Origin of the sequence: Gordonibacter sp. 28C, from assembly GCF_003339845.1 — a bacterium.
Taxonomy (GTDB): Bacteria; Actinomycetota; Coriobacteriia; order Coriobacteriales; family Eggerthellaceae; genus Gordonibacter.
On sequence record NZ_PPTR01000002.1, the window covers coordinates 234,815 to 254,111 of the forward strand.

Sequence of the window (19,297 nt, forward strand, 5' to 3'; positions counted from 1 at the left end):
CCCGCCCCTTTCCGAGCCGCGTCGGCGAACGCTGGCGCCGGCCTCCGCGAATTCGCCGCCTCGCGCAGGAAAGCCAAGCGGAAGGCCGGCGACGAGTCGCTCTGCTGTCGTCGGCCATTATAAGCCTCTTGGAGACGGACGCGCCCGGCTTTAACGAGTCGAAACAAAGACAAGGGAATGCGATCCGCAAGAAGGCCCGTCGGCGCGGGGCGAAACCGCGCAATCGCCATGCGGGCGTGTGCGGGCCGCCCGCCAAGCAGCTCGGACCTTGCGCTACAGCGTCACCAGCAACCCGAGCGCCACCACGGCGATGCCGCTCAGCAGGTTCACGGCGTCGTTCGTGATCCAGGCGTAACCGGACACCAGCGTGTAGCTCGACGCGCTGCGGGCGGGCGCGGCCTCCACGAGCGTCTCGTCGACCCCGGCGAGCGCCGCCGTGCCGGCCATCGCAAGGCCGCCCGGCAACGAGAAGCCGGTTGCCGCGGAACCCTCGACCGCGTCGGCGCCCGACACCCGGTACTTCGCCTGCAGCAGCGCGCCCAAGAAGCTGTCCACCACCGAGCCCGCGACGCCGCACGCGACGATGAGCAGGAACGCCTCGGGGCCCGCAGGCACCGCGAACCCGAACGCGTGGAACAGGAACGTGGCCAGGAAGGCCGAGGTCGCGGCCCCCACGACGGTGGCCCCCAACCCAAGCGGGCTCACGCCGCCCGACAGCCCGCGCTGCATGGGCTTGCGCGTGACGATGTTGACGGGAGGCTTTTTGCTGTGCACGCCCACTTCCGACGCCCACGTGTCCGCCGTGCTCGCCGCCAGCGCGCCGGCCGACACGACGAGGAACCACGCCTCGCCGGTGGCCGCGTAGGCCAGCGCGCACACGAGGAACGGCACGCTGTTTGCCAGCACCTGGCGCAGCCTGCGCGGACCGCCGCTTTTCTCGCTTTCCCGCACTCCGCGCACCCGGCGCATGAGCTTCGACGCCACGTTCGAGCTGCCGAAGAACCACATGAGCAGCAGCCAAAGAGGCCATCCGCCGAACGCGAAGGCGAGCGCGCCAACCGCCACGGCCCCCAGCGCCCCGGGCACCGTGAGCAGCCGCAACCGAAGGGCGGCCAAAGCCACGGCGCCCGACAGCAGCATGCCGGCCAGCAGCGGCGTGTAACCCGTCGCCGGCAGGAACAGCACCGCGTACAGTCCCGTCGCGCCCAGCGGCACGCTCAGGTTGTCGAGCCCCGCCGGCGACGCCGCCTCCAGAAACGCGGCCGCCGTGGCCAGCCCCAGCGCCACGAGCACGATCGCGCCCACGAGCCCTGCCGTCAATCCGGGAGCATTCGCCGAGACGTCCGCTCCCCCGATCGCCGTCGCGAACGACGGCGCCGCGCCCTCCCAACCCGTCGCACCCGCCGCCGTCAGCACCGCCGCGCACGAAGCGAAGCTCGCCGCGAACATCACGGCGGTGCCGACGAGAGACTTCCCGCCGCCCGTCCCCGGCAGCGCACGGCGTCCGAACCGCTTGCCCAGAACGGCCGCGAACCCGTCGCCGAACGCCATGCAGAACACGCCGAGCGCACCCACGTAGGGCGCGCCGATACCGAACGAGAACAGGGCGAGCAACGTGAGCGACACGGCGTAGTACACGGTCCCCGGGGTTTCCTCGCCCTCGCCGCGCGCCATGAAGGCGAGCGTCTGCTTGCGATAGGCCAGCGCGTTCACCACGACGAACGCAGCCGGCAGCGCGGCCGCCCACCACGGAGACGAGAAGAACAGCGCCGCGACGACCCACCAGCCGCCCAGCGCGATGTGCACGAGCTTGCGCGTTCCCTCGGCACCCATGCCGCGCCGCGAGAAAAGGCTCGACGCGCCCAGCACCGCCAGCACGTACGCCAATGAAAGCACCAGGCCCGCCACGTTCCGTATGTCCATCACCAACCTCCCGTCGCGGCGGCGCCGTAAGCGCCCTCCGCCGAAAGCGAGGGCGCGGCCCCCTGCGAAAAGGCGCGGGAGGCGCCGGGGGCGCGGCTTTCGGCCTCCTCGTCCTGAAGCCCGGCGAGGAGCGCGGCCGCCTCCGCCGCGAGCGCCCGCGTTCGGTCCGGCGGCACGACGCTGCGGCGGTCGAGACAGCGATAGCCGTCGGCGCGTACCTGGTCCAAAATGCCGCGGTACAGGAACAGCGCCGAGAGCGTGGGCAGGCGGCTGTCCCCGTCCAAGCGCAGGATGTCGCGCTGCATGGGAAGGTACAGCTCCGCGGAGCGACGCGCGACGCGCTCCCACGCGCTGCGGAAGGCGTCGCCCGCCCGGCCCGGTGCCAAGTCGGCGGCGGTGCAACGCGCCTCGTCCAGCACCTCGACGGGCAAATAGACGCGCCCGACGTCGCGATCCTCGCCCACGTCGCGCAGGATGTTCGTCAGCTGCATGGCCGCGCCCAGCGCCACGGCGTCCGCCCGCAGCGTCTCGTCGATCGGCCGTTCGGCGCATAGCAGGGGCAGCAGCATGAGCCCTACCGAGCCCGCCACGTAGTAGGCGTAGTCCTCCAGGTCGGCCATGGTTTCCGGCTGCCGGAACGCCAGGTCGCGCCGCTGGCCCTCCAGCATGTCGAAGAAGGGCGCCGCGTCCAGGTCGAAGGCTGTGAACACCGTGCCGAGCGCGCGCCACAGCGGATGCTCGGGCACGGAGCCTGCGCGGAACCGCTCCAGATCGCGAGCGAGCCCGTCGAGCCGCTCGCGGCTGGCGTCCACGTCCGCGCAGTCGTCCGCCGCGCGGCAGAACGCGTAGACGGCGTACACGCCGTTGCGCTTGAATTCGGGCAGCAGCGAGAACGCTCGATAGAAGCTGCGCGAGTTCCGCCTGATCACGTCCTCGCACCAGGCGAAGTCTGCGGCACGAGCCTCGAACGCATCGCGTTGGACGATCATCGCGCACCCCTTTCCGCGTCCGCCCGGCCGCGAATGCCCGAGCCGGCCGACGCGGAAACACGAGCCCCGCGCCCCGCCGCGAGCGTTCCGTCGCCTGCGGCGTCTTCCGCGCCCCCCGCCACGGCGACTCCCGTCCTGCCCGCCACGGCGGCCCCGCGCGCCGCCACCACGGCAACCGCGCCCGCGGCCTCGCGCTCGGCCGCCGCGCCCGCGCGGTCGTCGGCCGCGAGCTCCTCGGCCGCGAGCTTCGCGCTCAGCAGCACGATGGGAACGCCGGCGCCCGGATGCGTGCTGCTGCCGCAGAAGTACAGCCCTTCGCAGTTTTCGGCCTTGTTGTGCGGTCGCCAGTAGTTGCTCTGCCGCAGCGTAGGGCGCAGCCCGAACGTGGCGCCGCGGTGGGCGTTGAAGCGCTCGGAGAAATCGAGCGGCGTGTAAACCCGTTCGAACGCGATGTGGTCGCGCACGTCCTCGTAGACCGTCTCGCGCTCCACCAGGTCGAGCACCCGGTCTCGATAGGAAGCCGTCTCCTCGCCGTCCCAAGCGGGCCCGTCGGGCGACAGGGGCGGCACCGGCACCAGCACGTACAGCGTCTGGCAGCCCTCGGGCGCGAGCGACGGGTCGAGCGACGAGGGCGCGTAGCAGTAGAACGACGGATCGTCCGGAAAGCGCCCGGCGTCGAAGATGTCGGCTATGTTCCGCTCGAAATCGGGTGCGAACCTTATGGAGTGCACCGCGTCGTCGGGATAGCGCTTGTCCAAGCCCAGGTACAGGATGAAGCACGAGCACGAGTACTCCATGCCGTCGATCTTCTCGTCGGTGTAGCGTCCGCGCGCACGCCCGTCGTCCACGAGCTCCTTCATGGCGTAGGGGAAGTCCGCGTCGCACACCACGTAGTCGGCCGGGACGAACCCGCCGCCCGCTTCCACGCCCACGGCGCGGCCGCCCTCGACGACGATGCGCTCCACCGGAGCCGACGTATGGAGCTCTCCGCCCAGTTCCCCGAACAGCCGCCCCATGCCCTCGGCCATGGCGTACATGCCGCCGGGCATGAACCACACGCCGTACAGAAGCTCTATCAAAGGGATGATCATGTACAGCGACGGCCCCTCGTACGGCGATATGCCGATGTAGAGCGTCTGGAACGCCAGCGCCTTGCGAAGCCGATCGTCCTTCACATGGCGGGACACCGACGAGTAGGCGTCCCCCAACGTGTGAAGCCGCAATCCCGCCACCAGGCTCTTCGGGTTGTAGAAGTCGGCCGGCGTGCGGAAGGACCGCTGCAGGAAATTGTCCTTGGCTATGCGGAAGCGCTTGTACAGCAGCGCCAGGTACTCGAAGTAGCCCTGGGCGTCCGCCTCGCTCACGTCCTCGAGCGTGCGCGTGAGGTCTGACAGGTCGTTCGACAGGCGCACCCGCTCGTCCGGGCCGAACGATATCTCCATGAGCGGCTCGACCTTCTCCAAGGGGATGTAGTCGTCCGGATCGCGTCCGGCCAGCTCGAACACCTCGCGGTACAGCGCTGGCATCATCACGATGGTGGGGCCGACGTCGAAGGTGAAGCCGTCCTCGCGAATGCGGTTCATCTTGCCGCCGACCTGCGGCTCCTTCTCGTACAGCGCCACGTCGTATCCCGCGCACCGCAACCGGATGGCCGCTGCCAACCCGGCGGCCCCCGCACCCACCACGATTACCCGTTTCATGCAACTCCTAAGCCGCAACCGATATGCCATCCGGTTATGGTACGGGTTGCCGCACAGGTGCGACCTGAGCGCCCACAATTATGGGGCAAGCCGTTTCGCCCACGTCAAACGGCCGTTGCCGACCCGCTGGGGCACCTTGGCGGAAGCAGCGCGCCCGCTCAATGTCCGCGATGCTTGCGCTTGCGCTTCAGCGTGCGCAGCTCGAAGGCGCGGCGCGCCTCGGCCTCGCGGCGGTCGCGGGCATCCGCCCGATGCTCGTCCTTGCGCTCCTCGTAGGCCGCCGCAAGCGCCTGCTGCGCCTTCGTGCCCACGCCGCGCCTGGCAGCCTCGAGCGTCCTGCGCGCCTCGCGCTGGGCGCGCTTCGGGTTGCGTGCGCCGACCGGCGCGCCCTCGCTCGCGTCACCGCCTTCGCCGTCGCGCATGCGGAAGTCCAGGCGGTCCCATTGCCGGCACACGAAGGCCAGGACCTCCTCGTCGGCCGGCTCGGGGCCGAACACGAAGCGGCACGCGCCGTAGCGCGAGCCGTCGCGCTGCTCGCATATGCCCACCCAGAATTGGCCGTCGTGAAGCACCGTCAACGTCGATGACGTGTTGACCTGCATGAATCCTCCTTATGTCGTTGTGAACGAACGAAGAAGGGACAACCAAGGAGGCAGGTTACTGACGGCGTCCGCCGTGCCCGTTGGCAGGCGGATCCACCGCACCCCGACTACCCGACGGGGTCGTGTTTTCATCTTCGCAGGGGCAGTATAGCACGATCGGCCAGGGGGCGAACGCCTCGCAAGGCGGACCCGCGCACGCGCGACGAGCCGCTCCGCCGGCAAGCCCGCGCTCTTCAGCACGCCAACCGCGCCTACGCGTCGCCCGAGCGTTTCCCCACCTGCCCGAAGCGCAGGGCGAGCGTGTCCTTCGGGCAAACGTCCGCGCACGCGCCGCACTGGATGCACTCGGCGTCCACGATGGCCCCGCCCTGCAGCAGGCCCGGCACGACCAGGCTCATAGGGCACGCCTTCGCGCATTTCCCGCACTCGACGCACGTCTCCGGCCGCGCGCCCACGTGCAGCTGCGGGATGCGCAGAGCGCGCCCCAGCTTCCCGCCCAGCACCATGAAAGGCGCCATCCAGCAGATGCAGTGGCACATGGCCCGACGGCCCAGAAACAGGTTGGGAACGAAGAACAGCGCCACGATGCCGAAGTAGATGCCCAGGCCCAGCGGGTTGTTCAGCGACACGCCGCCCGGAATGCCCAAAAGCGGGTCGACCGCCGCGAACCCGCCGGCAACCCACGCGCAGGCGGCGATGGAGGCCAGCCACGGAACCCAGATCACGTACTTGATGCGCGTGCGCCACCCCAGCTTCGCCGGCTTGCCCACCGCGTCGGCCTCTATCTCCTGCAGCCCGCCCGCCGCGCACAGCCACCCGCAGAACGCGCGGCGGAACGCCAGCGCCAGCGCGAACTGCAGCGCGAACACGAGCATGCTGCCCGCCACCACCCCCGCCAGCGCGCCCTCGATGACGAGCACCGGCGAGAAGTAGAAGATGGTGACGGGAAACAGCAGGAACGACACCGTCAGCAGCAGCCGGCGGACGCGCTGGCGCCGCCCCGCCGCGCGTCGGGCGCGGGTGCCTGCCGCGCGCCCTCGCCCCGCCTTCGCCGAACGCGCCATCGCCCTCACCGCGCCTTCGCCAGAAACGCAAGCGACGCCGCGTTCAGGCGCTCGCGCATCTTGTCCGCGTCGAAGCCGGCGCCGTTCGCCAGCATGGCCGCCAAACCGTGCGTGTAGATGATCATGTCCAGGTACAGCTCGTGGGCCGCGCGCGCGTCCAAGCCGCCCATCCGCGCGATGCACTCCTCGATGCCGTCGAGCGCCACGCTGGCGAACAGGCCCTCGAAGCTGTCCGGCTGAAGATGGGGCGACAGGTACAGGAAGCGGAACAGGTTCGTCTCGGTCTGGGCGAGCCGAAGATGCGCCAAGCCGTTCGACTCGAAGGGGTTCTTGCCGTCGCGGGCATGGTCGCGGTTGTAGTCCGCCACCCACGCGCGAGCGTGCTCGTACAGCGCGTCGACCAGCCCCTTCATGTCGCCGAACAGGCTGTAGATAGGCTGCACGGAACAGCCGGCCCGTTCCGCCACCGCTCGCGCGGAGAGCGCCTGTTCCCCCTGCTCGCGCACGATGGCGAGCGCGGCGTCCAGCACCCGCTCCCTCGAAACCCGCTGCTCCGGCATGGTATCTCCCTATAGATAACATACGTTATATTACAGTCGTAATATATAGGGGTTCGAAGCGGAAGTCAAGCGGGAAGCCCCCTCCGCCTTCGATGTGTCATCATAGGGGGCATCGAACGAAACGAGGAGGACCGCACCCGCATGCCGAACGACAACCCCGCCGAACGAGAGCATCCCAACGACCCGCTGCACGGCGTGACGTTGGAGACGATGCTCAAGCGCCTGGTCAACAAGTACGGCTGGGACGGTTTGGCCAAGCGAATACGCATCAACTGCTTCAAGAACGACCCGAACCTCAAGAGCTCGCTGGCGTTCCTGCGCAAAACGCCCTGGGCCCGCAAGAAGGTGGAGGACCTCTACAAGAGCTCGAAGTTCTGGGTGGACCTCTAGGCTGCGTCCTCTTTCACGCTCAACGAAAAAGGGCTCGGCCTTCGCAGCCGAGCCCTTTTCAAACGACGCGCCGTCGCGAATCGCGAAAACCCCTACCCGTTCGCCGGGCGAATGTCCTCCAGCGGCATGGGCACGTCGGGCATCTCCTCGGGTTCGCGCGGCGCGCCGACGGCCTCCTCGTGGCCCGGCAGTATCACGTTCATCAGAATGCCCACGACCGAGCCCACCGCCAAGCCCGACAGCGAGATGGTGATGCCGCCCAGCGGCAGCACGATGGCGCCCGCCGCGCTGTAGGCGATGCCCAGCGACAGCACCAGGATGAGCGCCGTGATGAGCACGTTGCGGCTCTTCATGAAGTCCACGTGGTTCTCCACCAGGTTGCGGATGCCCACGGCGGATATCATGCCGTACAGCACGAGCGACACGCCGCCCACCACACACGCCGGCATGGCCGCCACCACGGCCGCGAACTTCGGCGAGAACGAGAACACGATGGCGAAGCACGCGGCGATGCGGATGACGCGCGGGTCGAACACGCGCGTCAGCGCCAGCACGCCCGTGTTCTCGCCGTAGGTGGTGTTGGCCGGCGCGCCGAACAGCGACGCGATGATGGTGGCCAGGCCGTCGCCCAGAAGCGTGCGGTGCAGGCCCGGCTCGGCGATGTAGTTGCGGTTGCACGTGGAGCTGATGGCCGAAACGTCGCCGATGTGCTCGATCATCGTGGCGAACGCCAGCGGCATGATGGTGATGATGGCCGTGATGGCCAGCCCCGCGTCGAAATTGTCCCCGAACAGCGCGAACACCGTGTTGTCCCACGCCACCGGCAGGCCGATCCACGGGGCCGCGGCCACGGAGGCGAAGTCCACCTCGCCCGCGAACGCCGCCACGATGTAGGACACGATCACGCCCAACAGGATGGGGATGATCTTGATCATGCCCTTGCCCCAGATGTTGCACACCACGATGACCGCAATGGCCACCACGGCGATGAGCCAGTTCGACGATGCGTTCGTGATGGCCGAGCTGGCCAGAATGAGCCCGATGCAGATGACGATGGGCCCGGTGACCACGGGCGGGAAGAAGCGCATGACGCGATCGGCCCCGAACACGCGGAACAGCGCCGACAGCACCAGGTACAGAAGGCCCGCGCACGCCACGCCCAAACACGCGTAAGGCAGCAGGTTCGCCTCGCCGTTGGGCGCGATGGCCGCGTAGCCCGCGATGAACGCGAACGACGACCCCAGAAACGCCGGCACCTTGCCCTTCGCCAGGAAGTGGAACAGCAGCGTGCCCAGCCCCGCGAACAGCAGCGTAGCGGACACGGAGAGCCCCGTCAGCGCCGGCACGAGCACGGTGGCCCCGAACATGGCGAACATGTGCTGCAGGCCGAACAGCGCCATCTTCGGCACGCCGAGCGGGCGCGCGTCGTACACCGCGTCCGGACTGTCCTTGGCCCCCATGGTCGGCGTCGGTTTATCGCTCATTGGCAAACCCCTCTCGCATCGCACCCGGCGCGGCCCGTCCCCTGACGGCCGCGTACGCAAATCTACGACATTATCCTACAAGCAGATACCGAGAGAGACGACAATCGAGAAGAACGCCCGCATTCCCGCCGGAAGGCGGAGGCCCTGCACGGGCTCCGAGCAACCCCTCCCCGGGAGGCAACCGCGCCAGCACCGCGAGACCGGCGCGACACGGTACAATCCCCTTTATTGGCAAGGCTCAAAACGGAGGGCTCTATGTTGGAGCAAGATCGAAACCCCCTGCGAGAGGGTGGGCAACCTGTGCCGCAGGCGGATAAGGCCGACGAGGAGCCGCTCAAACTGTACGAGTTCGACGCCATGATCCAAAAGGTGCCCGACATCGACGGCGCCTACGTGGAGTTTCCCTACGACGTGCGCGCCGAGTTCGGCAAAGGGCGCGTGAAGGTACATGCGACGTTCGACGGCGCGCCTTACAACGGCAGTCTCGTGCGCATGGGCACGCCCGGCCACATCATAGGCATCCGCAAGGATATCCGCGCAGCCATCGGCAAGCAGCCTGGCGACACCGTGCACGTGACGGTGCGCGAGCGCAGCTGACCTGCGCGCTCCCTACGAACGCCGGGCTTTGAGCGTCCGCACCGTCGCGTCGACGGCGTCGATGGCCAGCGCCAGCAGCACGAACCCGCAGAACGCCGTCTGGATGTTCGACAACGCCCAACGCACGGGCCCGACCACGACGTCTCCCGTCGACTCCAGAGCCCCGATCAACGCCTGCCCGTCGACAATCTGGTAATTGGACAGCCAGAACACCACGAGCGCCGCTGCCAGCACGTCCACCACCAGCGTCACCGCCAGCAACCGCATCGTGTAGCGGCCCTCGACCAGCTTGAAGCTCTCCCCGGCAACGCACAAGAGCGTCCACGCGATGACGATCCAAGCCGAGGCGCGAATGGCCCCCACGTCGAACGGATCGAACGGCACGCCGTCCGCACGGTGCGATAACGCGTTCAGCACGTCGGGGAACAGCAGGAACACGGCCGCGAACACCACGGAGAACACGATGCCCGCCACAGCGTCGCCGCGCGTGGATGCCTTCGCCTCGCGCGGCACCGGCGGCAGGTCGTCGAGCGATCCCATCACCTCCACTTCCACGCCTTTGTGCGAGAACACGGCGAACAGCACCGTCACGAACGAGAACGCGAAGGCCAGCGCCGTGACCAACGTGCCCAGCCAGCCGAGACCTTCGATCAGCATGCCCCCAGAAGCCCCGGAAGCCAGCGACAGCACTCCCGCCACGACAATGCCGCCGGTCGTGCAGGCCAGCACGATCTTCAACACGAACAGGTACTGCGAGTAGTACGGCTGTCCGATGAGGCACTTCCCCTCCCCGTCGGTGTACTTGCGCACCATCTCCCCCGGCGTGCCCAGTTCAGTGAGCACGACGCGAACGTCTTTGGCGGTGGGAGGAAGCGCTCCGCAGCGCTCGTCCAGCATGTCGGATATGAGCGTGCGCAGCTCGTCGGCCACGTCGGCGCGCTGGCCGGCGGCAGGCGTCGCGTGATGGCGTACAGGTAGCGCTCTATCAGGTCGTTATCGTGTGCCATCGTTGCGTTCCTCTCCTTCGCCGTTGCCGGTCTCTTCCACGTGCACCGCCGACTCGAATCGTTCGCCGCCGGCGGAGCCGTCGGCATCTTCTCCCGCGCGAAGCAGCGCGTTCACCCCGCCGCACAGCACGCGCCACTGCTCCTCCACCTCGCGCAGAACCCGCAGGCCTTCGTCGGTGGTTCGGTAGTACTTGCGCGGCTTCGAGCCGCCGTTGTCCCATTCGCTCGCCAGCAGCCCCTGTGCCTCGAGGCGGCGCATCAGCGGGTACAGCGTGTTCGCCTCGATGGGGATGCCGTGGTCGGCGAGCGACTTCACCAGCGCGTACCCATAGGCGGGCTCGCGAAGCTGGCTGAGCACCAGCATGACCAACGTGCCGCGGCGCAGCTCCAGCACCATGCTCGAAACGACGTCGTCGTGACCCATGCGCTCCCTTTCCCTTACTGTGTGCCGCACACTATATCATATATCACACATTAGTGTGCGGCGCACAGTATAGAAATCTCGCATGTTGCGCGAGACCGGATAACGAAGCGCGGCCGGCAGGTAGACGCAGACGAGCCGAAAGAGCGCCGAAGGAGAACGGGGTAAGCTCATCAGCCTTCAGCAGTAAAGGCATCGGCGCTTGCGACTTCGAAACCGCGCCCGGCCCCATCGCCGAGAGCGACATCAAGGAGGCGGCGGGCGGCGGCGCGGCGGTCATCGGCAGAGGTTCTTCTGGTTTGCGCCGCACTTACGGCAGCGGAGAAAGGGTCAGCCGCACCGAGGCTCGTCTGCAGCGCGTCCAAGCTGGAACGACGCTATGCGAACGGGCACGGCTACCGGCGCGTTTCGCAACGGCAACGAACGGGCTGCCACTCATGCGCCGCGCAAGGGGTGCGGTTCCGCTGCGCTACGCTGGATGCATGAGCATAGAGCAGCGACACGACTCCCGCCCTGCGGGGCATCCGGCGAAGCCTTCCACGGCGCGCCGCTTGATCGTGGTCGGTCGCTGGGCCCTCGTCGCGGCGGGCGTCGTCGCCATCGCGCTGGGATTCGCGGCCGCTTCGCCGGCGGTGCGGTTCGCAGCCTTCGCCGGCCTGAGCTTCCTTTTGGCGAACGCGCTTTGGCAGCATGCGCCTCTTTCGCGGGCTTGCGTCGCGGCGGCGGCAATCGCCATCCTCTTCGGCGCGGCCGTCGCGCTGTACCGGCTGTTTTTCTGGGGCATGGGCCTTGACAGCTGGCTGCCCGACGCCCTCGGCGCATTTATCGGGGCCCTCGTAGCCTACCCTGCCCTCAAGCGCATCGACCGCGTCTCGCCCAGCGGTTTGTAGCGCCTCCTGCCGGTACCGAAGCCCAACGGCCTTTGCCTCGGAAAACCAGCGGCCCTACGTTCGGCACAAAAACCACCGACGTCCCCGTCAAAATGCCCGCCGAAGCCCGTCAAAGCCCCTCCTCTGCACGCGCGCCTCGTCACATTAAACGCGTTTTCGCAGATCGCAAGATTCCAAAAACAGCGCGATCTCCTTGCGAGCGCTTCAGGATGGGGGCATCGGTGATTTTTGCGCAACGGACGCCCTTCCCCGAAGATGCAGGCAGCTCGTCGGCGGCGGCCCAAGCGAATGCCCCGACCCCCGATTTGCAGAGAATCCAGGGCTCCGCCGTTAAACCGCCGTTGACGTAAGCCCTTTCGAGCCGCATGGCGCCCGATGGCGACCTGGCGCTCCGCAGAGGCGAACGGGCATGCCGAAGTGTGGGTTTAACGGCGGAGATCCGAATCTTGGCACAAAAACCGAGTTCAGGGAATCGGTTCGGGCCGTTTCGTGACCTTTCGCGATGAGGGTTTTAGAAAACCCCAGGTCACACGATTCGGCAATCATCGAAAAGCGAACCGGCAAGCACTTCCCATTCCCTGAACTCGGTTTTTCTGCCAAGATTCCCCTTCTCCGTTGATAAACCACCGTTATGCACCCCTGCATAGCGCCTGATGGCGGCCTGGCGCTCCGCAGAGGCGAACGGACGTGTCAACGGTGGTTTAACAGCGGATCCAGAGCCGATGGCACGATAATGACAGATTCTCTGCACGTGTACCGCCTTGTTGGATCTTTGGAATCGTTTGCAAGTTGTGCGACCTGGGGAGACAATGGAACTGGGTGATGGCAGCCGAGTTTCGGGGAAGCTTTCGGCTTTGGACCTGCAGAGAATCTGTCATTATCGTTCCAACGCCCCCCCCCCCCGAAGAAACCATGCGTCTTGCTGGCAGTGATTTGAAGATTGCGCATCGAAAGCAACTTGGACAGAGCGCCATCCTTCCCATACCCGCACGCGCGCTCGCGACATCTTCGATGCGCCGGGCGCGACCGACCCCGCCGGCAGGCTCCGGCAGCACCGAGCGCTCAAGCAACCGCCCGCCCATCGGGCGAAATGCTTGGAGTTCGCCCCCGCCTGCCTCTTGAACGACACCGCTTTCCGTTATAATCTCCCCACGAGAAAAACCGGCTTGTGCCGGGTCGAACACGAGGAGGTCCCGCATGGATTCGAACAAGCGCCCCGAGGATATGGAGCGAATCACCACGCCCGAGCTGGCGAACGCGTTCATCGACGAGCAGGTCGACGCGATCCGCGCCCAGATCGGCGACCAGAAAGTGCTGCTGGCGCTGTCCGGCGGCGTGGACTCGTCGGTGGTGGCGGCGCTTTTGATCAAGGCCATCGGCAAGCAGCTCATCTGCGTGCACGTGAACCACGGCCTCATGCGCAAGGGCGAGAGCGAGCAGGTGGTGGACGTGTTCCAGAACCAGCTGGACGCGAACCTCGTGTACGTGGACGCAGCCGACCGCTTCCTCGAGCTGCTCGACGGCGTGGCCGAGCCGGAGGCCAAGCGCAAGATCATCGGCGCCGAGTTCATCCGCGTGTTCGAGGAGGAGGCACGCAAAGTGGGCGACGAGGTGAGCTTCCTCGCGCAGGGCACTATCTACCCCGACATCCTGGAGTCCGACGGCGTGAAGGCGCACCACAACGTGGGCGGCCTGCCCGACGACCTGCAGTTCGAGCTGTGCGAGCCCGTGAAGCTGCTGTACAAAGACGAGGTGCGCGTCATCGGCCGCGAGCTGGGCCTGCCCGAGTCCATGGTGGAGCGCCAGCCCTTCCCCGGCCCCGGCCTGGGCGTGCGTTGCCTCGGCGCCATCACGCGCGACCGCCTGGAGGCGCTGCGCGAGGCCGACGCCATCCTGCGCGATGAGTTCGCCGCGGCCGGCCTCGAGGGCAAAGTGTGGCAGTACTTCGTGAGCGTCCCCGACTTCCGCGCCACCGGCGTCCGCGACGGGGTGCGCGCCTTCGAGTGGCCCGCCATCATCCGCGCGGTGAACACGGTTGACGCCATGACGGCGGAAGTGCCGGAACTCGACTGGGCGCTGCTCAAGAAGATCACGGCGAGGATTTTGGACGAGGTGCCGGGTATCTGCCGCGTGGTGTACGACATCACGCCGAAGCCCATCGGCACCATCGAATGGGAGTAAAGGGCCTCCATAGCGCCACCCACAAAACCCTGCTATAAAAAGACCTTTCCAACGATCCTATTGGCAAGGTCTTTTTATAGCGACGCTAAACTTCGAATCCATTTCAGATTGCAGATCCGTCTTTCCCATCCAGCAGCTCCCGATGCACGAAGCAATCCACCACATGGTCGTTCACCATGCCGATGGATTGCAGGTAGGCGTACACGATGGTGGAGCCGACGAACTTGAAGCCGCGCTTCTTGAGATCCTTGCTGATGCGGTCGGAAAGCGGCGTGGTCGCGGGCACGTCCGCCTGGGTTTCCCAATGGTTCACAATGGGGACGCCGTCCACGTATCCCCATATGAATGCATCGAAGCTCCCAAACTCATCGTCCACGTCCAGGAACAGCCTCGCGTTGGTCACGGCCGCCTCGATCTTGCGGCGATTGCGGATGATCCCTTCGTTCGCCACGAGCTCCTCGACTTTTTCCCTGCCGTAGAGCGCCACCTTGGCCGGGTCGAACCCGTCGAAAGCCTCCCGGTACGCTTCCCGCTTCTTGAGAACGGTTATCCACGAGAGGCCCGCTTGCGCGCCCTCCAAAACCAGCAGCTCGAACAGCTCGCGGTCGTCATGGGTAGGCCTTCCCCACTCGTTGTCGTGGTAGTCCAGGTAGATCGGAATATCTCCCGGCCACGAGCATCTGGTTTTCTCTTCCATGCGATCGACCCTCGTTCTCAAACCGTCGCTTAGCCTAGCGAAAACATCATACGACGTTTCGACCATGAGGCCTCGGACAAAACGAACGTGCACATGCTCGAGTGCTCAGGCGGGTCGCGCAAGGAGAAGCGCGCGCATTGAAGGTTCGCCTTCCTCGTTCGCGCATCCAATCCGCGTTAATTTCTTCTCTGATGCACGGCGTGAGACCGCTCGAGCCCTACGGCGTCGAACGTGAAAACGGAGGCGGCTCGCACGGCGTCGCTACCGTCGCCCGGACAAAGCAAGGCCCAAGCCGGTTCGATCTTTGGCGAACCGGCTGGGATCGGACCGCTTTAAAACCTCCGAGACACCACCGTGGAAGCAGGATCGCTCTCGAGCTTGTCGATCTCGGTCTGCGATGCGTAAATGACTTGGCCTTCGAGCAGGACAGAACCATAGTAAGGCGCACTCCAAGTCGAGTCGGACTGAACCACCGTTTCCGTCATCGAACCGTTCGGCCAGGTAATCGAGATCCTGGAACCGGGCACTCCTTGGCCGTGAACGAATAGGTCGCCCGCGTAGACAACTTCGAACGCAGGAGGAACGCTCTTGGCCATCTTGACGTTCGAAACGGAGAAGTCGGCCAGGGGCGCGCCGTCGACGGTGACGCCTCCCGCGCCCACCTCCACGGCGTAGGCGGTCGAATCCGGCTGGTAGCCGACGGGCGCCTGCGTCTCCACCAGATCGTAGGTTCCGTACCCCACGTCGGGGAATACGACCATTCCCTCGTCCGTCGAGGTGGCGGTGAGCGCAGCGCCGCCCGACCGATCCTGCAGGGAGAACACCGCGCCGGCGAGGGGCTGCCCGGTCTCAAGGTCCAGCTTCGGGAACGATACGTCAACGGCCTGCCTCGGAACGACGTACGTTCCCGTCGCGCCCAAGGCGTAGTCTTTTCCAAGAATCTTGACGTTCTCGGTCGTCGAAACGCCCGACGGGGCCGCCACCGCCTGCGCCGAGCCGCCGCCCGCGAGGACGGGGGCCGCAAGCAGCGCCACGAGCAGAACCGACACGACGCCCGCGCCCCCCTTGCCCTTTTTCCGCAGAACGACCAACGCGGCTCCCGCCAAAGCAGCGAGGCCGACCAGCCCGCACGCCAGCAGGGGAAGGGGATCCGCCGTCTTCGCCAAGCTCTCGCCACCACCCGGGCCAACGGGAACGGGGACGGGGAGCTTCGCTTGGAAGTCGATCTCGAGGGACTCCCCCGGCTCGAGGCTCGCGGCCGCAACCGGCGCCTCCGTCGTGACGAACCCGATCTCCGCGGGAAGGTCGACCGACAGCGTCGCCTCGCTCACGGCGAAATCGTTGCCGTTCGTGAAGACGGCCTTCCCCGTGACGGTGTCGCCGGCCTCGTACGCGGCCTTGTCGGTCGTCAGGTCGAGCGTCATGCCGTCCTGCCCCGCCTGGCCGGCGAAAGCGGTGCCCGGGATCAAGAGCAACGCCGTGGCGAAAAGGGCTATGACGAGGTTCCGTGCTGCGTTTCGTGTTGCGGTTTTGGCGCCCATATCCACTCCTTTTCGGGTTTCCATGGGCGCACCATACCAAAGCCCTTTCAACGGTTGCGAATTTGTCACGAACACGTTGGATTCGAAGCTGTTCGCCGGCCTTTCTTGAACGACCGCCTGCCAACGAGACATCTCGAACGCGTTGCATCGCAACCGAACGACCCCTGGGCGCGAAATAGCTATCGGAAGGTCATGCGGTAGGCCAATGTGGCGCTCTCGCCCGGCTCGAGCGTGCGCACGCCGGGCTTCTCGGCCAGCTCGCGCGGGGAGAAACGGGCATCGGGCAGGGCCGACCACGGCTCGATGCACAGGTAGCGCGCGTCGTTCTGCCCCGCTTTCGTCCACAAGCCCAGGTAGGGGAAGTCGGGGAACTCGACGGTGACCGAATGGCCGTTCTTGGAGCAAGCCAGCATGGCCGTGCTGCCGGGCACGTTTTCCAGCACGATGGTGTCAATGCCCAGTTGCTCGGGCGTCTTCGCCAGACGGCCGTCTTCCAGCGGCACCGCGATCTTCGGCAGCGTCAGGATGCCCGCCTCGTCCATACCGAACATCTCGATCTTGTCGAGTCTCTCGAAGAGCACGTGGTAGTCGGCCATGCGCTCGCCGGGTAGCAGGCGCGTCGCATAGGCCTCGTGGCCGCCCAGCTCGAACGGCATGGGAGCGTCGCCCGTGTTCTCCACGGTATGCGTTTTGACAAGGGTGCCGCCCTCGAGCGAGAAATCCACGGTCAAGCGGAAGCCGAAGGGATAGACGCCCCGAGTGCCTTCGTCGGATGCCGTCTCGAAGCGCACCTGCGTGTGCGACTCTTGCAAGACGGCGAACGCGCGGTCCCGGCAGAAGCCGTGCGTCGGCGCGGCTATCCTGCGGCCGTCAAGCTCGTACTCCCCGTCCCTCAAACGACCGATCAAGGGAAACAGCAAGGGCGCCCGTCGCCCCCACACGGCCGGATCGCCCGACCACATGCGCTCGATACCGTCGCGCACGACGCTCTGCAACTCCGCGCCCACCGACGAGATGCGCACGGCAAGCGCGTCGTTTTCGAGCGCGCATATCAACGGATCCGCCATCGACAATCCTCCACCCTGCAAGGAAATCTTTTTAAATAGGGAACGTGCTGCCACGCTTGAGAAGACTCGCCACGAAGCAACGCCTTCCTACTTCCCGCACTCCGCGATCTCGCCGCGCCTATATGCGGCCAGCAGCTCCTCCAGCTCGGCGATCTGCTGCTTCAGCTCGGCGCCGATGTCGGTGTCGGCCACGAGGGTGCGCTTGTCCAGGCTCTCCACCACGCTGCGGGACGAGTGGATGTCCAGCTCGTTCACCACGGCGGCGCGCATCGACTCGAGTGGCTCGTGCGCAGCGAGAACGAAGCCGTACGAGTTCGAGATCAGCGTGTAGCCCGCGATGCCGGTGGTGGGCTGGTAGGCCTTCGAGAAGCCGCCGTCGATGGTGAGCACGTGCCCGTTGCACTTCACCGGATCCTCGCCGTCCTTCACCTTCACGGGGATGTGGCCGCACACGATGCGCGACGTCTCGAAGTCCAGCCCGAAATCCTCGAACACGCCGGCCATCACGCGCTCGTCGTCCAGGTAGGTGTAGAACGGGTTCTTGACCTCCTTGCGCGCCTCCTTCTCGGCGATGAGGTACAGCTCGAACGTGGCCATCTTGCTCTTCGCGAACAGGGGCGAGCCCTCCCCCAGCCACATGTACCACAAGAGGTCGCGGCCGCGCTTGCGCATCTCGGGGTCGGGGTCGAAGAACGCCGCGCGCACGTAGCGCTCCATGACGTCGTAGAGAGCGCGCCCCTTGTACTTCGTGCCGAATACGTCCGTCTCCATGAGCGAGCCGTCCGCGTTCAGCGGCACGCACGCGTGGAACAGCAGGTTGTTGTTGTACACCTTGTACAGGCTCCCCGCCTCCAAGAAGAAGCGCATGTGGCGCTGCAGCTTCTCGCAGCCGGTGAACGCCTGCTCGAGGCGCTGCATGACCTCCTCTTCCTCGGGCGTCAGCCGGTAGGGATCGGCCGGGTCCACCGTGGGGAATACCGTGTCGGTGAGCGCGTACTCGGTGCCGTCCAGCATCACGGTGCCGCGTTCGTAGTCGATCTTGTCCAGCAGCTTGCGCCCCTCCAAGCCGAAGCCGGGGTTCTCGTCGATGAGCTTGCCTTCCACCTTGAACTGGATGATGGCCATGGCCTTCTGGATCTTGACGTTCATCTCCAGCTCTTGCGGCGGCAGGTCGGGGTTGCCCTTCAGGCCGAACGCGACGCAGGGGTCGTCGGCGTACGCATCGAGCGCGAACGAGGCCAGCGGCAGGATGTTGATGCCGTAGGCGTCCTCCAAGATGGACAGGTTGCCGTAGCGCGCGCAGTTGCGCACGACGTGCGCAATGCAGCCGCGCTGGCCGAGCGAGGCGCCCATCCACACGATGTCGTGGTTGCCCCACTGCATGTCGAGCGAATGGTAACCCTGGAGCGTGTCCATGATGACGTCGGGGTACGGTCCCCGGTCGTAGATGTCGCCCACGATGTGCAGATGGTCGATGGCCAAACGCTGGATGAGCAGGCACAGCGCCTCGATGAGCGCGCCCACGCGGTCCGTGCGGATGACGGCGTCGATGATGGCGGCGTAGTAGGCCTTCTTGTCCGCGCCGTGACGGTCCTCCGTCATCAGCTCCTCGATGATGTAGGCGAAGTCGCGCGGCAGCGCCCTGCGCACGCGGGAGCGCGTGTACTTCTGGGCGGCGCGCTTGCACACGGCCACGAGGCGCGGCAGCGTTTCCTCGTACCACGCCTGCGGGTCGTCGGTCTGGGAAAGCACCAGCTCCATCTTCTCGCGCGGGTAGTAGATGAGCGTGGCCAGCGAGCGCTTCTCCTCGGCGCTCAAGGCGTCGCCGAACACGTCGTCGATCTTGAGGCGGATGGAGCCGGAGCCGTTGCGCAGGATGTGCGAGAACGCCTCGTACTCGCCGTGAATGTCCGAGGCGAAGAACTCGGTGCCCTTCGGAAGGTTCAGGATGGCGCTGAGGTTGATGATCTCCGCCGAAGCCTTGGCGGCGGTGGGAAACGACCGGGAGAGAAGTTCCAAGTACCGCTTTTCCGTCACATCCATGTACAGCCTCCTTGCAGGGTACCGTTCAGCACGTCAACCGTTTTATAGTAGCCGCTTGCGCGCCGCATGGGGCGACGTTGCATCCAAACGGCACGAATAGTCGATGGAAAAAGTCCGTGTCTTTTCCGGCCGAGCGCCGCC

General features: G+C 66.4%; 17 protein-coding genes. 4 read left to right on the forward strand and 13 right to left on the reverse strand.

Annotated features, from left to right (window positions below; all coding sequences use genetic code 11):
• Nucleotides 1-273: 273 nt before the first annotated feature.
• From C1878_RS03385 to C1878_RS03410, 6 genes are all read right to left on the reverse strand, one after another.
• Complete coding sequence (locus C1878_RS03385) at nucleotides 274-1,923, reverse strand: DUF92 domain-containing protein (RefSeq protein WP_241963583.1); 1,650 nt, start codon at nucleotides 1,921-1,923, stop codon at nucleotides 274-276.
• Nucleotides 1,923-2,912, reverse strand: a complete 990-nt coding sequence (locus C1878_RS03390) for a phytoene/squalene synthase family protein (RefSeq protein WP_114600302.1) — start codon at nucleotides 2,910-2,912, stop codon at nucleotides 1,923-1,925. Before C1878_RS03390 ends, C1878_RS03385 begins: the two co-directional genes overlap by 1 nt.
• Nucleotides 2,909-4,612, reverse strand: a complete 1,704-nt coding sequence (gene crtI, locus C1878_RS03395; RefSeq protein WP_241963584.1) for an NAD(P)/FAD-dependent oxidoreductase — start codon at nucleotides 4,610-4,612, stop codon at nucleotides 2,909-2,911. Before crtI ends, C1878_RS03390 begins: the two co-directional genes overlap by 4 nt.
• 158 nt (nucleotides 4,613-4,770) lie before the next feature.
• On the reverse strand, nucleotides 4,771-5,214 hold the full coding sequence (locus C1878_RS03400; protein ID WP_114600303.1) for a YjdF family protein: 444 nt from the start codon (nucleotides 5,212-5,214) through the stop codon (nucleotides 4,771-4,773).
• A gap of 251 nt (nucleotides 5,215-5,465) precedes the next feature.
• Nucleotides 5,466-6,278 carry a 4Fe-4S dicluster domain-containing protein gene (locus C1878_RS03405; RefSeq protein ID WP_114600304.1) on the reverse strand — a complete coding sequence of 271 codons (813 nt, stop codon included), beginning with the start codon at nucleotides 6,276-6,278 and terminating at the stop codon, nucleotides 5,466-5,468.
• Nucleotides 6,279-6,283: 5 nt separating this feature from the next.
• A complete protein-coding gene (locus tag C1878_RS03410) occupies nucleotides 6,284-6,838 on the reverse strand; it encodes a TetR/AcrR family transcriptional regulator (protein ID WP_114600305.1) in 555 nt (184 codons plus the stop codon).
• A gap of 141 nt (nucleotides 6,839-6,979) precedes the next feature.
• On the opposite strand from C1878_RS03410, the gene C1878_RS03415 reads away from it, so the two are divergent.
• The gene (locus C1878_RS03415; protein WP_114600306.1) at nucleotides 6,980-7,228 is read left to right on the forward strand and encodes a VF530 family DNA-binding protein; all 249 of its coding nucleotides are present in this window, start codon (nucleotides 6,980-6,982) and stop codon (nucleotides 7,226-7,228) included.
• Between the two features lie 92 nt (nucleotides 7,229-7,320).
• Here the strand turns inward: C1878_RS03415 and C1878_RS03420 are convergent, their stop codons facing one another.
• The gene (locus tag C1878_RS03420) at nucleotides 7,321-8,712 is read right to left on the reverse strand and encodes a uracil-xanthine permease family protein (protein WP_114600307.1); all 1,392 of its coding nucleotides are present in this window, start codon (nucleotides 8,710-8,712) and stop codon (nucleotides 7,321-7,323) included.
• Between the two features lie 300 nt (nucleotides 8,713-9,012).
• Here C1878_RS03420 and C1878_RS03425 point away from each other — a divergent pair, with 300 nt between their 5' ends.
• The gene (locus C1878_RS03425; RefSeq protein ID WP_199519278.1) at nucleotides 9,013-9,309 is read left to right on the forward strand and encodes a DUF1905 domain-containing protein; all 297 of its coding nucleotides are present in this window, start codon (nucleotides 9,013-9,015) and stop codon (nucleotides 9,307-9,309) included.
• Nucleotides 9,310-9,321: 12 nt separating this feature from the next.
• Here the strand turns inward: C1878_RS03425 and C1878_RS03430 are convergent, their stop codons facing one another.
• Nucleotides 9,322-10,239: a hypothetical protein gene (locus C1878_RS03430; protein ID WP_241963585.1), complete on the reverse strand. Its 918-nt coding sequence runs from the start codon at nucleotides 10,237-10,239 to the stop codon at nucleotides 9,322-9,324.
• Nucleotides 10,240-10,302: 63 nt separating this feature from the next.
• On the reverse strand, nucleotides 10,303-10,740 hold the full coding sequence (locus C1878_RS03435; RefSeq protein WP_241963586.1) for a PadR family transcriptional regulator: 438 nt from the start codon (nucleotides 10,738-10,740) through the stop codon (nucleotides 10,303-10,305).
• A gap of 479 nt (nucleotides 10,741-11,219) precedes the next feature.
• Here C1878_RS03435 and C1878_RS03440 point away from each other — a divergent pair, with 479 nt between their 5' ends.
• Together C1878_RS03440 and guaA are read left to right on the forward strand one after the other, a co-directional pair.
• Nucleotides 11,220-11,627: a Tat pathway signal protein gene (locus tag C1878_RS03440; RefSeq protein ID WP_147272897.1), complete on the forward strand. Its 408-nt coding sequence runs from the start codon at nucleotides 11,220-11,222 to the stop codon at nucleotides 11,625-11,627.
• Nucleotides 11,628-12,824: 1,197 nt separating this feature from the next.
• Nucleotides 12,825-13,808 carry a glutamine-hydrolyzing GMP synthase gene (gene guaA, locus C1878_RS03445; RefSeq protein WP_114600310.1) on the forward strand — a complete coding sequence of 328 codons (984 nt, stop codon included), beginning with the start codon at nucleotides 12,825-12,827 and terminating at the stop codon, nucleotides 13,806-13,808.
• Between the two features lie 103 nt (nucleotides 13,809-13,911).
• On the opposite strand, the gene C1878_RS03450 is transcribed toward guaA, so the two are convergent.
• The 4 genes from C1878_RS03450 to C1878_RS03465 form a co-directional block, all read right to left on the reverse strand.
• Nucleotides 13,912-14,505 (reverse strand): DNA-3-methyladenine glycosylase I, encoded by a 594-nt coding sequence (locus tag C1878_RS03450; protein ID WP_114600311.1) that lies wholly within the window; start codon nucleotides 14,503-14,505, stop codon nucleotides 13,912-13,914.
• A gap of 332 nt (nucleotides 14,506-14,837) precedes the next feature.
• Nucleotides 14,838-16,046: a SpaA isopeptide-forming pilin-related protein gene (locus C1878_RS03455; RefSeq protein ID WP_114600312.1), complete on the reverse strand. Its 1,209-nt coding sequence runs from the start codon at nucleotides 16,044-16,046 to the stop codon at nucleotides 14,838-14,840.
• Nucleotides 16,047-16,225: 179 nt separating this feature from the next.
• On the reverse strand, nucleotides 16,226-17,113 hold the full coding sequence (locus tag C1878_RS03460; protein ID WP_114600313.1) for an aldose 1-epimerase family protein: 888 nt from the start codon (nucleotides 17,111-17,113) through the stop codon (nucleotides 16,226-16,228).
• Nucleotides 17,114-17,200: 87 nt separating this feature from the next.
• A complete protein-coding gene (locus C1878_RS03465) occupies nucleotides 17,201-19,156 on the reverse strand; it encodes a fructose-1,6-bisphosphatase (RefSeq protein ID WP_114600314.1) in 1,956 nt (651 codons plus the stop codon).
• Nucleotides 19,157-19,297: the final 141 nt, after the last annotated feature.

Bases quoted from the DNA above. Each gene is read 5' to 3' on its own strand.
- C1878_RS03385 (WP_241963583.1), bottom strand. From the start codon at position 1,923: ATGGACATACGGAACGTGGCGGGCCTGGTGCTTTCATTGGCGTACGTG.
- C1878_RS03390 (WP_114600302.1), bottom strand. From the start codon at position 2,912: ATGATCGTCCAACGCGATGCGTTCGAGGCTCGTGCCGCAGACTTCGCC.
- crtI (WP_241963584.1), bottom strand. From the start codon at position 4,612: ATGAAACGGGTAATCGTGGTGGGTGCGGGGGCCGCCGGGTTGGCAGCG.
- C1878_RS03400 (WP_114600303.1), bottom strand. From the start codon at position 5,214: ATGCAGGTCAACACGTCATCGACGTTGACGGTGCTTCACGACGGCCAA.
- C1878_RS03405 (WP_114600304.1), bottom strand. From the start codon at position 6,278: ATGGCGCGTTCGGCGAAGGCGGGGCGAGGGCGCGCGGCAGGCACCCGC.
- C1878_RS03410 (WP_114600305.1), bottom strand. From the start codon at position 6,838: ATGCCGGAGCAGCGGGTTTCGAGGGAGCGGGTGCTGGACGCCGCGCTC.
- C1878_RS03415 (WP_114600306.1), top strand. From the start codon at position 6,980: ATGCCGAACGACAACCCCGCCGAACGAGAGCATCCCAACGACCCGCTG.
- C1878_RS03420 (WP_114600307.1), bottom strand. From the start codon at position 8,712: ATGAGCGATAAACCGACGCCGACCATGGGGGCCAAGGACAGTCCGGAC.
- C1878_RS03435 (WP_241963586.1), bottom strand. From the start codon at position 10,740: ATGGGTCACGACGACGTCGTTTCGAGCATGGTGCTGGAGCTGCGCCGC.
- C1878_RS03440 (WP_147272897.1), top strand. From the start codon at position 11,220: ATGAGCATAGAGCAGCGACACGACTCCCGCCCTGCGGGGCATCCGGCG.
- guaA (WP_114600310.1), top strand. From the start codon at position 12,825: ATGGATTCGAACAAGCGCCCCGAGGATATGGAGCGAATCACCACGCCC.
- C1878_RS03450 (WP_114600311.1), bottom strand. From the start codon at position 14,505: ATGGAAGAGAAAACCAGATGCTCGTGGCCGGGAGATATTCCGATCTAC.
- C1878_RS03455 (WP_114600312.1), bottom strand. From the start codon at position 16,046: ATGGGCGCCAAAACCGCAACACGAAACGCAGCACGGAACCTCGTCATA.
- C1878_RS03460 (WP_114600313.1), bottom strand. From the start codon at position 17,113: ATGGCGGATCCGTTGATATGCGCGCTCGAAAACGACGCGCTTGCCGTG.
- C1878_RS03465 (WP_114600314.1), bottom strand. From the start codon at position 19,156: ATGGATGTGACGGAAAAGCGGTACTTGGAACTTCTCTCCCGGTCGTTT.